At 69.8% G+C, this 13,612-nt stretch carries 14 protein-coding genes; 9 read left to right on the forward strand and 5 right to left on the reverse strand.

Going from position 1 to position 13,612, the window contains the following annotated elements:
* A partial coding sequence (locus G6017_RS16370; protein WP_194307667.1) for a hypothetical protein occupies nucleotides 1-537 on the forward strand: 537 nt, incomplete at its 5' end.
* Between the two features lie 80 nt (nucleotides 538-617).
* Here G6017_RS16370 and G6017_RS00450 read toward each other — a convergent pair.
* Genes G6017_RS00450 through mptB form a run of 4 tightly spaced genes read right to left on the reverse strand, consistent with a single transcriptional unit; the run spans nucleotide 618 to nucleotide 4,988 of the window.
* Nucleotides 618-1,616, reverse strand: a complete 999-nt coding sequence (locus G6017_RS00450) for a COX15/CtaA family protein (RefSeq protein ID WP_182615372.1) — start codon at nucleotides 1,614-1,616, stop codon at nucleotides 618-620.
* Nucleotides 1,617-1,654: 38 nt separating this feature from the next.
* Nucleotides 1,655-2,446, reverse strand: coding sequence for an ABC transporter permease (locus G6017_RS00455; protein ID WP_182615374.1), 792 nt, complete (start codon nucleotides 2,444-2,446; stop codon nucleotides 1,655-1,657).
* Complete coding sequence (locus tag G6017_RS00460; protein ID WP_182615376.1) at nucleotides 2,443-3,378, reverse strand: ABC transporter ATP-binding protein; 936 nt, start codon at nucleotides 3,376-3,378, stop codon at nucleotides 2,443-2,445. The genes G6017_RS00455 and G6017_RS00460 overlap by 4 nt, the downstream gene beginning before the upstream one ends.
* Nucleotides 3,379-3,401: 23 nt before the next feature.
* Nucleotides 3,402-4,988 (reverse strand): polyprenol phosphomannose-dependent alpha 1,6 mannosyltransferase MptB, encoded by a 1,587-nt coding sequence (gene mptB / locus G6017_RS00465; protein ID WP_179525317.1) that lies wholly within the window; start codon nucleotides 4,986-4,988, stop codon nucleotides 3,402-3,404.
* Between the two features lie 160 nt (nucleotides 4,989-5,148).
* Here mptB and G6017_RS00470 point away from each other — a divergent pair, with 160 nt between their 5' ends.
* The 8 genes from G6017_RS00470 to G6017_RS00505 all read left to right on the forward strand — a co-directional run bounded on the left by G6017_RS00470 (nucleotide 5,149) and on the right by G6017_RS00505 (nucleotide 12,461).
* Entirely contained in the window at nucleotides 5,149-5,886 is a 738-nt protein-coding gene (locus G6017_RS00470) for a helix-turn-helix transcriptional regulator (protein WP_182610860.1), read from the forward strand.
* The gene (sufB, locus tag G6017_RS00475; RefSeq protein WP_179525315.1) at nucleotides 5,883-7,340 is read left to right on the forward strand and encodes a Fe-S cluster assembly protein SufB; all 1,458 of its coding nucleotides are present in this window, start codon (nucleotides 5,883-5,885) and stop codon (nucleotides 7,338-7,340) included. The genes G6017_RS00470 and sufB overlap by 4 nt, the downstream gene beginning before the upstream one ends.
* A gap of 5 nt (nucleotides 7,341-7,345) precedes the next feature.
* Nucleotides 7,346-8,554, forward strand: a complete 1,209-nt coding sequence (gene sufD / locus G6017_RS00480; protein ID WP_182610859.1) for a Fe-S cluster assembly protein SufD — start codon at nucleotides 7,346-7,348, stop codon at nucleotides 8,552-8,554.
* Nucleotides 8,555-8,610: 56 nt separating this feature from the next.
* Nucleotides 8,611-9,381, forward strand: coding sequence for a Fe-S cluster assembly ATPase SufC (gene sufC / locus G6017_RS00485; protein ID WP_179525313.1), 771 nt, complete (start codon nucleotides 8,611-8,613; stop codon nucleotides 9,379-9,381).
* 18 nt (nucleotides 9,382-9,399) lie between these two features.
* Nucleotides 9,400-10,659 (forward strand): cysteine desulfurase, encoded by a 1,260-nt coding sequence (locus G6017_RS00490; protein ID WP_179525312.1) that lies wholly within the window; start codon nucleotides 9,400-9,402, stop codon nucleotides 10,657-10,659.
* The gene (sufU, locus tag G6017_RS00495) at nucleotides 10,656-11,108 is read left to right on the forward strand and encodes a Fe-S cluster assembly sulfur transfer protein SufU (protein WP_179525311.1); all 453 of its coding nucleotides are present in this window, start codon (nucleotides 10,656-10,658) and stop codon (nucleotides 11,106-11,108) included. Before G6017_RS00490 ends, sufU begins: the two co-directional genes overlap by 4 nt.
* A 5-nt stretch (nucleotides 11,109-11,113) precedes the next feature.
* Nucleotides 11,114-11,584, forward strand: coding sequence for a metal-sulfur cluster assembly factor (locus G6017_RS00500; protein WP_179525310.1), 471 nt, complete (start codon nucleotides 11,114-11,116; stop codon nucleotides 11,582-11,584).
* Between the two features lie 70 nt (nucleotides 11,585-11,654).
* Nucleotides 11,655-12,461, forward strand: a complete 807-nt coding sequence (locus tag G6017_RS00505) for a DUF8692 domain-containing protein (RefSeq protein WP_241731306.1) — start codon at nucleotides 11,655-11,657, stop codon at nucleotides 12,459-12,461.
* Here the strand turns inward: G6017_RS00505 and G6017_RS00510 are convergent.
* Nucleotides 12,458-13,612: lycopene cyclase family protein (locus G6017_RS00510; protein ID WP_241731307.1), on the reverse strand; the 1,155-nt coding region annotated here is incomplete at its 5' end. The two genes, G6017_RS00505 and G6017_RS00510, sit on opposite strands and share 4 nt — an antisense overlap.

Genomic DNA, 13,612 nt, shown 5'->3' on the forward strand with positions numbered 1-13,612 from the left:
TCCGGAGCGGACACGGCGTCCGCGGAGTCCCCGGATACGCCTGCGGAGCCCGCGGCGTCCACCGAGACGGATTCCGCGCCCTCCGCCGCCTCCCGACCCGCCGACGCCCCTGCCGCGTCCCAGCCGGCTGCGACACCTCCGGCGGACGAACCGGCCGCCGAGGAGAAGTCGGTCGAGGGACAGGCTGCAGAGAAGGCGCCGTCGGAGAAGATCGATCCCATCAAGGTCGAGCGCGTTCCGGCAGGCCCGACACCGCCCCCGGGCGCCGTGAAGTTCGTCAAGAAGTTCCTCGCCCGCCATGGCGGCGCGGCCGACCTGGTCCTCCAGCCCACCGGTCGGACGGGGATCCGTCTGACGTTCGTGGGCGCAGACGGGGTCATGGACGACTACATGGTCGACACCCTCGCCGAGGCCGAGGCCGTGCGCGATTCGGTTCCCGGGCTCACCGGTTCGGACTGGACCCGTGAACTGGTCTCCCATGCCGATGTGCCCGCGGGCCACTGGAAGCGCATGGCCGGCTCCGGATCCCTGCTCTGAGACCCCGGTAGGACGAGAACGGCCCCGCCACGGCGGGGCCGTTCCGCATTCGCGTCAGGCGGGCCCTGCCGCCGGCCGGACTACGCGGGCCGCGGACTCCCGTCCGCCCGGTCCCTGATGACCGCCGAGGCCCAGAGTGCGCCGGTCACGGCGGTGATGGCCCCCGCCAGCGTCACGTGCAGGACCACCAGCACCTCGGGCACCCCCAGCTGGTACTGGGTGATCCCCACGACGGCCTGTGCCGCGATCAGCGCGATGAGGATCAGGCAGCGCCGGATGGCCGGTCCCTGGGCGCGCAACGCGAGAAGACCGAACGCCAGCCCGATGAGCAGGCAGACGTACCCGACCATCAGTTCGGCATGGAAGTGGACCAGCCACTGGATCGGCATCTGGAGGCGGTCGGCGGCCTCGATGCGGGCGTCACCGGCGTGGGGCCCGGCCCCGGTGACCATGGTGCCGGTCACCAGCACACCGGCCAGGAGCACCGCGGACAGGACGATGAGCCAGGACAACGGCGGGGGCAGGACACGGCGGGCGGGGGCGTCGTCGGCCTCACCGATCCGGACGAACAGGACGGCCGCGAGCCAGGCCAGGATCATGGACGGGAGCAGATGGAGCGCGACGGTCCACCACACCAGGCCGGCCAGGACCGTGATGCCCCCGATCACCGCCTGCGCGAGGATCCCCGCGGGCATCGCCCACGCGAGCAGCTTGAGCCCGCGGCGACGGCCGGCACGATGGATCGCGAGCAGCAGGGCTGCCGCGATCGCGACCAGCACGAAGGTCAGGAGTCGGTTGCCGAACTCGATCGCCTGGTGCAGCGCGGGTTCGGCGCCGGCGACGGGGACGAAACTGTCCTGGTTGCACCGTGGCCAGGTCTCGCAGCCCAACCCCGAGGCGGTCACCCGGACGGTGACCCCGGTGGTCATGATGCCGATCTGGGCGAAGACGTTGGCCAGCGCGAGGCCCTTCTGCAGCCGGATCGACGGCATCGGCAGACGGGACAGCGGTCCCGTCGGTCCGGGGGGTTCGCTCGTGGCATGGCTGCCGGGGTTCGGGGCGTGCGAAGTCGAGGTCACGCCCCCGATTCTAGGCGGGCGCGCAGACGGCTCCGCGATCAGGTGAAGGAGAAGTGCCGCACGGCCAGTCCGGCGCAGACCGCGGTCCACCCGGCCAGGACCAGGGCCGCCAGGGCGGGGAACCCTCCGTCGATCGCCGTGACCAGTGCGCTGGTCAGGGCGTACGACGGGACGACGACGAGGAGGTCGTGCAGCCACTCGGGCAGGGCTGCCACACCGATCGCCAGCCCGGCCGCGCCGATGAGGACGAACCAGATGAGGTTGGCCAGCGCCAGGACGATCTCCGCCCGCAGGGTCCCCCCGAGGAGGAGCCCCATCGAGGAGAACGCGACCGATCCGAACGCGATGATCACCGCGCCCACCGCCAGGCCGGCCGCTCCGGGGCGCCAGCCGAGCCCGGCCGCGATCGCACCGAGCAGGACAGCCTGGCCGGCCACCAGGATCAGCGTGGCGAGGATCTTGCCGCCGATGATGACGGCCGGTGGGAGCGGGGTCCCGCCGAGTCTCTTCAGCGCGCCGTAACGACGGTCGAAGCCGACGGCGATGGCCTGTCCGGTGAACGCGGTACCCATGACGGAGAGGGTCAACACCGCCGTGATCGCGTAGTCGATCCTCGGTTGTGGGATCGAACCGAACTCGATCGCGGTGAGCGCGAACAGCACGGCCACGGGGATCACCAGGGCGACCAGGAGCTGCTCACCGTTGCGCAGGAACAGCGTCAGCTCCATCCGTGTCTGCGACGCGGCCATACGGAGGAGGGGGGCGGGTGCGGACGGGCGGGCGAAGGTGCCCGGCGCGAAGCGGTTGGCGCCGGTCTGGGTGTCGGTCATCGCAGGTCCCGTCCGGTCAGGTCGAGGAAGACCTCTTCGAGGCTCCTGGCGCGGGTGGCCAGGGAGGTGAGCTGGACGTCGGCCTTCTCGAGCGCGGCACAGAGGGTGGTCATGAGTTCGGGGGAGACCGGGCCGTGGACCTCCAGGACCCCCGCCGCGGACCCCGTCGTCACCGTGTGGTCCGGACCGATCGCCTCACTCAGGAGACCCGGGGAGGCCTCACCGTCGACGACCAGGGTCACGCCTTCGGACGTCCCCGCCCGGGCGAGCTCGGCCGGCGAGCCGGCGGCCACACGACGGCCGTGGTCGATGATCACGACCTCGTCGGCCAGGGCGGCGGCCTCGTCCATGAGGTGGGTCGTCAACAGGACGGCGGCACCGTCGCGACGCAACGCCCCGACCAGGTCCCACACGGCCCGCCGGGACTGGGCGTCGAGTCCTGCGGTGGGCTCGTCGAGGAACACCAGCTCGGGTCGGCCGATGACCGCGATGGCGAGCGAGAGTCGCTGCTGCTGGCCGCCGGACAGACGCCGGTAGGGGGTCGAGACGTGGTCGCTGAGCCCGAGTTCGGCGAGGAGCCAGTCCGGGTCGAGGGGGTCCGCGTAGTACGAGGCGACCAGACGGACCATCTCCCCGACACGCGCCGCGGGGTACGCCCCGCCGCCCTGCAGCATCATGCCGATCCGGCTGCGGACCCGCTGACGGTCGGACACCGGGTCGAACCCCAGCACCCGGAGGGATCCACCGTCAGGCCGGAGGAATCCCTCGCAGACCTCGACCGTGGTGGTCTTGCCGGCGCCGTTGGGACCGAGGAGCGCCATCACCTCACCGCGGTCCAGTCGGAGGTCCAGACCGGCCACGGCCGTGGTCTCCCCGAACCTCTTGACGAGTCCCTCGACGTGGAGCGCGGGGGAGTCGGTGCGTGAGGTCACGGGAGCATTCTAGGCCGCGTCGACTACCGGAAGCGCAACAGCCCCGGCCAGCGGAACATCGCGATCAGCAGGACCGTCACGGCCACGACGGTGGCCACCCACGCCTGGACGGTGACGAACGGCGGCAGGCCCGCACCCGGCGGGAGGGTGAAGCAGGCGAGCACGGCGCTGACCGCCACGACGGGGATCCGGAACTCCATCCGCGAGGCCCACGCCGCGAGCGGGATCAGCGCCCACAGGACGTACCAGGGTTGGACGACGGGGAAGCACAGGACGATGGCCGCCATCGACACCCCGAGGCCGCCGACCGGGTCGATCCGCCCGGCGGAGACCGCGAACAGCATCCTCACGGTGAACACGCCGGCGATCACGAGCGCCGCGGTCTGCACCATCACCAGGATCTGGGCGGTGTGGTCACCCAGTCCGAGGTACTGCCCGATCCCGCCGACGATCACCCCCAGAGCAGTGGGCGGTGAGAGCCAGCTGCGTAGGGACGTGGCCGCTCCGAGCTTCGTGATCCACCCGAGGCCCGAGGAGGTCGCGAGCATGGCCAGTCCGGTGGTGGCACCGCTGATGACCACCATCACCAGCGCCGCCCGCACGGTGGCGAGATACCCGCCACCCCAACGACGGGCGAGCGCCATCCCGACGAAACCCAGGGCGACGACGGTGGGCAGTTTCACCAGCGCCGACCCGGTGACCAGGACGGTCCCCACGACGAAGAGAACCGTGGTCCGACGGCCGGACTCCGGGGAGTCCACCGCGCGGAGGGCCAGCACGAGCCCGACGGCCAGCAGCCCCATCATGAGCGACTCGGAATGGATCCCGGACACCAGGTGGAACAGCACGAGCGGGTTGGCCACCGCCAGCCAGAGCGCCGCCACGTCCGACACCCCGCAGTACTCCGCCAAGCGCGGGACAGCCCAGCCCAGCATGAGGATCCCGATGATGGCGACCACCCGGTGCAGGATCGTGCCGGCCACCACGTCGTCCCCCGTGAGCGTGTGGATCACCTTCTGCACGCCGAGGAACAGGGGGCCGTACTGGTTCGGCGTGTCCCGCCAGATGTCCGGGACGTTTACAGTCAAGGCGTGGGAGGTGCCCAGCGCCGACACGGGACCCAGCGCGTACGGGTCGTCGAGGGTGTTGCCGATCGCGCCCTGGGCCAGATAGCTGTAGACGTCCTTGCTGAACATGGGCGGGGCCAGCGCGAGCGGAATCGCCCACGACGCGATGATGCGGTCGAGTGTGGCCCTGTCGATGCGGCCGCTCAGCCGTCCCCGGCGATCCCGGCCGAGGACGTACGGGGCGAGCAACAGCCAGCAGAGAGTCACCACCACCATCCCGGTCATGACCACGGTCATGGAGGACTGCTGCACCCTGAGCCACAAGCCGAACAACCGCTCGCCCGCGACGGGGTTCTGCAGGACCGGCAGGGCGCCGGCGCCCAGGGCACCCACCGCCATCGCGACGGCCGCGGTGGTGCCGATCCTGCGGATCCGGCGGAGTCGGGCCAGTTCAGCAGACGGTGGGGCCCCGGTGAACCGCTCCTCGGTATGGAGTCGGGCAGTGACGGACCCCGCACCGCGTACCGGGAACCTGGGTGCCACTGATTTCGGCCTCTCTCCACAGTGGGTGTCGCAGATCACATTTCGACGGCACCGCCGGACTCGCGGGGGGTGGGAATATTTCCGTCACGGAAGTGTTGCGTAATATGAGGTGGTGCGTCCCGCACGGGGCGCACCGAGCATAGCCGGAAGGGAGTGGCAGATGAGCGTGCAGCACGCGTACGAGAGCAGCACGCGGCCCGACACCCGCTCGGCCGTCCGTGAACTCCTGCTGGAACGAGGAGCGCTGACCGCCGTAGAGATCGGACGAGAGCTCGGGCTGACCGCTGCCGGTGTCCGCCGACATCTGGACCAGTTGGTCGAATCCGGCGAGGTCGAGGCCACCCGGACCCGCCCGGCCGGCACCCGCGGTCGGCCGGCCAAGGCGTTCCAGGTCACCGCGACGGGCCGCAGGTCCGCGCAGCACGGGTACGACCACCTGGCGGTGGAGGCCCTGTCCGCCCTGCGACGCGTCGGCGGCACCGCCGCCGTCGCGGACTTCGCCCGCCAGCGCGTCCGCTCGGTCATCGGACACGTCCGGCCCGCCGAGGGACCGCAGGACGTCGAGCGTGCGGCGACGGACATCGCCGTCGCCCTCTCGGAGTCGGGATATGCCGCGTCGATCGAGGACGCCGGATCAGGCCTCCAGATCTGCCAGCACCACTGTCCGGTGTGGAACGTCGCGTCCCAGTTCCCGGAACTCTGCGAGGCCGAGCAGGAGGTGGTGGCCGAGATCGTGGGCACCCACGTCCAGCGCCTCGCCACCATCGCCGGCGGAGACTGCGCCTGCACCACGAACATCCCCACGGGGATGGTGACCGCCGGTGACCTGGCGGCGACCATCCCCGCAGCGGCCGGCGCAGACGCGTCGGTTCCGACCCCCGAAAGGACTGTGCGATGACCATCACCCCAGATCAGGTGACGGCCGACGTCACCGTGCACGAGCCGACCACCGATGAGGAGCGGATCGCCTCGATCGGTCAGTACAACTACGGTTGGCACGATTCCGACTCCGCCGGTGCCACAGCCCAGCGCGGCCTCTCGGAGGCCGTGGTGCGTGACATCTCCACCAAGAAGAGCGAGTCCGAGTGGATGCTCGCCAAGCGACTCAAGGCGCTGGCGACGTTCTACAAGAAGCCCATGCCCGGATGGGGTTCGGACCTGTCGGGGATCGACTTCGACAACATCAAGTACTTCGTGCGGTCCACCGAGAAGCAGGCCACCTCGTGGGAGGACCTGCCGGAGGAGATCAAGAACACGTACGACAAGCTCGGCATCCCGGAGGCGGAGAAGCAGCGTCTGGTCGCCGGCGTCGCGGCCCAGTACGAGTCCGAGGTGGTCTACCACCAGATCCGCGAGGACCTCGAGAGCCAGGGTGTCATCTTCATGGACACCGACACCGCACTCAAGGAGCACCCGGAGTACTTCGAGGAGTACTTCGGTTCCGTGATCCCGGCCGGTGACAACAAGTTCTCCGCCCTCAACACCGCCGTGTGGTCGGGCGGCTCGTTCATCTACGTCCCGCCGGGTGTCCAGGTGGACATCCCGCTGCAGGCCTACTTCCGCATCAACACCGAGAACATGGGCCAGTTCGAGCGCACGCTCATCATCGTCGACGAGGGTGCCTACGTGCACTACGTCGAGGGGTGCACCGCGCCGATCTACAAGTCGGACTCGCTGCACTCGGCCGTGGTCGAGATCGTCGTCAAGAAGGGCGGCCGCTGCCGCTACACGACCATCCAGAACTGGTCGAACAACGTCTACAACCTCGTCACCAAGCGCGCCCGGGCCGAGGAGGGCGCCACCATGGAGTGGATCGACGGCAACATCGGCTCCAAGGTGACCATGAAGTACCCGGCGGTCTGGCTCACCGGCGAGCACGCCAAGGGCGAGGTCCTCTCCGTGGCGTTCGCGGGGGAGGGTCAGCACCAGGACACCGGCTCGAAGATGCTGCACCTGGCGCCCAACACCTCCTCGAACATCGTCTCCAAGTCGGTGGCGCGAGGCGGCGGTCGCTCCGCGTACCGCGGGTTGATCCAGATCAACGCCGGTGCGAAGGGATCCAAGTCGAACGTCGAGTGCGACGCGCTGCTGGTGGACAACATCAGCCGGTCCGACACGTACCCCTACATCGACATCCGCGAGAACGACGTGACCCTGGGGCACGAGGCCACCGTCTCCAAGGTGAGCCAGGACCAGTTGTTCTACCTCATGAGCCGCGGACTGGCCGAGGACGAGGCGATGGCCATGATCGTGCGCGGATTCGTCGAGCCGATCGCCAAGGAGCTCCCCATGGAGTACGCCCTCGAGCTCAACCGCCTGATCGAACTCCAGATGGAAGGATCGGTGGGCTGACCGCCATGACCGACACCACTTCACCCACCACCGGAACCGGCCCCACCCCGGTGACGGATCGCTACGGCGTCCCCGTCACCGCCACCAAGGGCGACCAGTTCTCCTCCTTCGACGTCGGCGCGTTCGAGGTCCCGAGCCACAAGGACGAGATCTGGCGCTTCACCCCGCTCAAGCGGCTGCGCGGCATCCACGACGGATCGCGCGTCACGGCCACCGGGAACCTGCTCGTCTCCGTCGCCGAGCGTGACGGACTGACCGTCGAGAGCGTCGGGACCGACGACAAGCGGATCGGCGAGGCCGGGGCACCCCGGGACCGCGTCGCGGCGCAGGCCTTCAGCTCCGTCGACACCGCGACCGTGCTGACCGTGGCCAAGGAGACCGTCCTGGCCGACCCCGTGTACGTGACGATCGACGGACCGGGGGAGGGCGAACTGGCCTACGGCCACGCCCAGATCCGCCTGGAGCCGTTCGCCAACGCCACCTTCGTGGTGGACCAGCGCGGCGGGGGGACGGTCGCCGAGAACGTCGAGTTCATCGTCGGCGACTCGGCCCACCTCGAAGTGGTGCTCATCCAGGACTGGGATGACGACGCGCTGCACATGGCCAATCACCACCTGCAGGTCGGTCGCGACTCGACCCTCACCTACACCGCGGTGACCTTCGGTGGCGAACTCGTCCGGATCGCACCACTGGCGACGTTCACGGCCCCCGGGGGCACGGTGAACATCAACGGTCTGTACTACGCGGACGACGGCCAGCACATCGAACACCGGTTGCTCGTCGACCACTCTGTACCCCACTGCACCTCGCGGGTCCTCTACAAGGGCGCTCTGCAGGGCGATGCGTCGTCGAACCTGCCCGACGCCCACACCGTGTGGATCGGCGAGGTCCTCATCCGCGCCGCCGCCGAGGGGACCGACACCTACGAGATGAACCGCAACCTCGTCCTCACCGACGGGGCCCGCGCGGATTCGGTGCCGAACCTCGAGATCGAGACCGGTGAGATCGCCGGCGCCGGCCACGCCAGCGCGGTGGGACGATTCGACGAGGAGCACCTGTTCTACCTCATGTCCAGGGGTATCGCCGAGGACGTCGCCCGGCGCCTGGTCGTCCGTGGCTTCTTCGGAGAGGTGATCAACCGCATCGGCGTGCCGGAGGTACGTGAGCGGATCGCCGAGGCCGTCGAGCTGGAACTGCAGTCCTCCGGGATCTGATCCCAGACCCCCGAGAGACCACCCCCGAAGACTTCACAAAGATTGCGAGCACACCAATGACCATTCTCGAGATCAAGGGCCTGACCGCCCGCGTCGCGGCAACGGCCGACTCGGCCGAGACCGTCGACATCCTCAAGGGCGTCGACCTGACCATCGAGTCGGGGATGACCCACGCCATCATGGGCCCCAACGGCTCCGGCAAGTCGACCCTCGCCTACGTCATCGCCGGCCACCCCAAGTACGAGGTCACCGGCGGGACCGTCACGCTCGACGGCGAGGACGTCCTGTCGATGGAGGTCGACGAGCGCGCCCGCGCCGGCCTGTTCCTGGCCATGCAGTACCCGACCGAGATCCCCGGGGTCTCGACCGCCAACTTCCTGCGCACCGCGGCCACCGCGGTCCGGGGCGAGGCACCCAAGTTGCGGCACTGGGTCAAGGAGGTCAAGGAGGCCATGTCCGACCTCGACTTCGATCCGGCCTTCTCCGAGCGCAGCGTCAACGAGGGCTTCTCCGGCGGCGAGAAGAAGCGCCACGAGATCCTCCAGCTGGATCTGCTCAAGCCCAAGATCGCCGTGCTCGACGAGACCGACTCCGGTCTCGACGTGGACGCGCTGCGCGTGGTGTCGGACGGCGTGAACCGCTACCGGTCGGAGGAGAACGGCGGAATCCTCCTCATCACGCACTACACCCGCATCCTTCGGTACATCACGCCCGACCGCGTCCACGTCTTCGTGGACGGCCGGATCGCCGCCTCCGGTGGGGCGGAGTTGGCGGACGAGCTCGAGGCCGAGGGGTACGAGAAGTACCTCACGCCCGCGAACGCCTGATCGGACAGCTGGGAGAACATGACCTCGACCCTCGACATCACGGCCGTCCGCTCGGATTTCCCGATCCTGCAGCGGACGGTCCGTGACGGAAAGCCCCTGGTCTACCTGGATTCCGGGGCGACCTCGCAGCGCCCGATCCCGGTACTCGACGCGGAGCGGGACTTCCTCCTGAGCTCCAACGCGGCCGTCCACCGGGGCGCACACCAACTGGCCGAGGAGGCCACCGACGCCTACGAGGACGCGCGTGCCGCGATCGCCGGGTTCGTCGGGGCCGATGTGGACGAGCTCGTGTTCACCAAGAACGCCACCGAGGCGCTCAACCTCGTCGCCTTCGCGCTCGGGGACGACCGATTCGGTCCGTACTCCGTGGGCCCGGGTGACGAGGTCGTGATCAGCGAGCTCGAGCACCACGCCAACCTGGTGCCGTGGCAGGAGTTGTGCCGCCGCACCGGTGCCACGCTGAAGTGGTACGGCGTGACCGACGACGGACGGATCGATCTCGATTCTCTCCGGTTGACCGACGCGGTCAAGGTCGTCGCGCTGACCCATCAGTCCAACGTCACCGGCGCGGTGACCGACGTGGCGCGCGTCGTCGAGGCCGCGAAGGCGGTGGGCGCGCTCGTCGTGTTGGACGCGTGCCAGTCCGTCCCGCACATGGCCGTGGACTTCCACGGACTCGGGGTGGACTTCGCCGCGTTCTCCGGACACAAGATGCTCGGTCCCACCGGCATCGGCGTGCTCTACGGACGTCGGGAGCTGCTCCGGGCCATGCCGCCGGTGCTCACGGGCGGATCGATGATCTCCACCGTGACCATGGAGAAGTCGACCTACGCCGACCCGCCCCAGAGGTTCGAGGCCGGTGTGCCGATGGTGTCGCAGGCCGTGGGCCTCGCCGCCGCCGTGCGCTACCTCGAAAGCGTGGGGATGGAGACGGTCGCCCGTCACGAGGAGTCGCTCACCGCGGCCACCCTCGAGGCCCTCGGCCAGATCCCCGGCATCCGGATCGTCGGTCCCCGTGACATGGTCGCGCGGGGCGGTGCCGTCTCCTTCGTGGTCGACGGCGTCCACGCCCACGACGTGAGCCAGGTCCTGGACGACGACGGTGTCGCGGTACGGGTGGGACATCATTGTGCGTGGCCGCTGCACCGCCGACTGGGCGTGCAGTCCACGGTCCGGGCCTCGTTCGCGCTGTACAACACCCTCGACGAGGTCGAGGTGCTCGCCCGGTCGCTGCGCCGGGCCCAGCAATTCTTCGGAGTGGGAGGTGCGCGGTCGTGAAGCTCGAACAGATGTACCAGGAAGTCATCCTGGACCACTACCGACACCCGCACCACAGCGGGTTGCGGGAGCCCTTCGGGGCCGAGGTGCATCACGTCAACCCGACCTGCGGCGACGAGCTGACGCTGAGGTTGCAACTCTCCGACGACCGGTCGACGATCGAGGACGTGTCCTACGACGCGCAGGGGTGCTCGATCAGCCAGGCGTCCACCTCGATGATGGCCGACCTCATCGTCGGCCGCACGGTGTCGGAGTCCCTCGAGGCCTACGACGCCTTCCACGAGATGATCTCGTCCCGCGGGAAGCACGAGGGCGACGAGGAGATCCTCGACGACGCCGTCGCCCTGTCCGGGGTGTCCCGATACCCGGCGCGCGTCAAGTGCGCGCTGCTGGGCTGGATGGCATACAGGGACGCTCTCGGCCGACAGACCGAACAGCATCAGGAGTGAATGACATGACCGAGCAGATGACCCCGGCCAACGACCCGTCGGTCGACGACGCGACGTCGGCGGAGGAGAACGCGACCGCGGCGGGCACCGTCTACAACGGCGAATTCCGCCCCGACCCCAATCGCCCCGAGCAGTCGGAGGAGGACCTCGCGTTGGTCGCCGACCTCGAGGAGGCCATGCGCGACGTGGTTGATCCCGAGCTCGGGATCAACGTGGTGGACCTCGGGCTGGTCTACGACATCTGGGTCCGCCCGGGGGAGACCGAAGGGTCCACCATCGCGCGCGTGGACATGACGCTGACCTCCGCGGCCTGCCCGCTGACCGACGTGATCGAGGACCAGGCCCGAAGCGCGGTGGTGGGTTCCGACCTGGCCAACGACCTCGAGCTCAACTGGGTGTGGATGCCGCCGTGGGGTCCTCAGATGATCACGGACGACGGCCGGGAACAGCTCCGGGCGATCGGCTTCACGGTCTAGCCGCCTGCGGGAGGACCGCCAGCGACCTCCCGGGGTCGCTGGCGGTTCTCCGGGTGTTTACCCTGGCCGCATGGCCCCACCCGCGGATGACATACCGACCGGAGCGCCACCGGACCACGATCGAGACCCGGGGGTAGCCTACTATCGCCTGTCCCGGGCGGCCAGGTGGCTGCTGCTGCCCTCGGTTCTCCTGGCGCCGCTGTCCGGGATCCTGTACGTCGTGGTCCGATCCACCGGGAGCTACGAGCGGGATCACGGGTGGAACCTGCTGTGGAGCGCGTTCGACATCGGGGGCGAGGGGAACATCGCGGTCTGGTTCGCGGCCACGATGTGGCTGCTCGTCGCCGCCCTGGCCGCGCTGGCAGCCCTCACCTCTGATCGGTTCCGGGCGTCGTGGTGGCTGTTCTCCACCGTGGCCGTCATCGCCTCGGCCGACGAGGCGGCGCAGCTCCACGAGCGACTCTTCTATTTCGGTGACCGCCTGGCGCCGGCGGTGCCGGGGGATCTCCACTACAGCTGGGTCATCCCCGGGACCGCCATCGCGCTGGTGGTCGCCGCGCTCCTCATCCGCCTGGTCCTCGCCCTCCGAACCCGGGTGACGGTCGGGCTGATCGGCTCCGCGGTGGTGTTCCTCCTCGGAGCGCTGGTCATCGAGTCAATCTCAGGGATCGTGGAACGCGACCAGGGGATGTCCGACCTGTATGTGGCGATCATGTACGTCGAGGAGACCTTCGAACTGATCGGTGTGGCGTGGGCCGTGATCGCGCTGGCCTCGATGTTCCGCCTGACCCGGAGTCCCAAGGCACTCGCCCTCACCTTCGACGGATTCTCCCCGTCGCCGGGTGATGCGGGGCCGCGGCGCCGAGACTCGGGTTAGCCCGATCGAGCACCGACGGCGGGACGGGGGCGCCGCCGGACGACGGCGGCGATCATCCCCACCTTGTCCCGTGCGGGCATGATCACCCACATGTCCCACATCGCCAGCGCCAGCTGGTACGAGGGGCTCGCGCCGTCGAGGAACCACCGCTGGCGACGAGCGTCGATCCGGCCGAACGCGCCGAACAGTTGCCTCAGGGTCCGGGCGTCGGCGCGCAGGAGAACGCGGAGCCCGATCCTGTGCAGCGCGGTGCTCGCGGGGGACCGGGGCGCCGGGATCGGGAATCCGGTGCCGAGGGCGTGCACCGCGCCGGGGACCGCCGCCAGCATCGAGGCCACCGAATACCCCGTCGCCGCGTGGCCGTGTCCCCCGGCGGTGCCGAAGGCCTCGATCCGGGGGGCTCCGGACCCACCACCTCGGGGCAGGAGCGGGATCCGCACCCGCTCCACCTCGAGCGGCGCATCGATGGCCGACCGCGCGACCCCGCGTCGCAGGAGCCTCGACCGCAGCCGGGCCTCCAGGTCGACGGGATCCGGTGCGGGCAGCCCCGCCAGACACGTCTCCTCCACCAGGACCCTGCCGGCACCCAGGGGTATCGCGTACAGGAAGCTCGGGCCGAGTTCGTCGTCGTCGTGGTCCGTCCGCCAGTCCATGAACAGCGCCGGATCACCAGCGAGGGCGGGGGCGGCGTCCTCCGCGTCCAGGACGATCCCGTAGGCGGTCTGGAGGGGCCCTCGGTTGGCGGAGCCACCGGCGCCGCGGCAATCCACCACGCGGTGCGCCCGGGCGGTCAAGGCAGGCAACGCGGCATCGTCGACGGCCGTGGTCTCGACGGTCACGCCGGCTCCGAGAGGCAGTGCCTCGCGCAGGGCGTCGTTGTCGAGCACGCTGTAGGCCCGGTCCACCACGGCCCGGTCGGGGGAGTAGTGCACCGGCGCGTGGACGGAGTGTGCCAGGACGTCGACACCGCACGACGCCACCGAGAGCCACGGGGGGAGCTGGTCGGCCCACAGGGAGAGCGTCTGGCGCCACGGCGCGTCCGGTTTCGGATCGATCGCGAGGACGCTCAGGCCCGCGGCGGCGCAGCGGGAGGCGAGCGCGCGGCCGGCCGGTCCCAGACCGACGACGGCGACGTCGTAGAGAGCAGCCCC

This window comes from Dietzia sp. B44 (genome assembly GCF_014145245.1).
Lineage (GTDB): Bacteria > Actinomycetota > Actinomycetes > Mycobacteriales > Mycobacteriaceae > Dietzia > Dietzia natronolimnaea.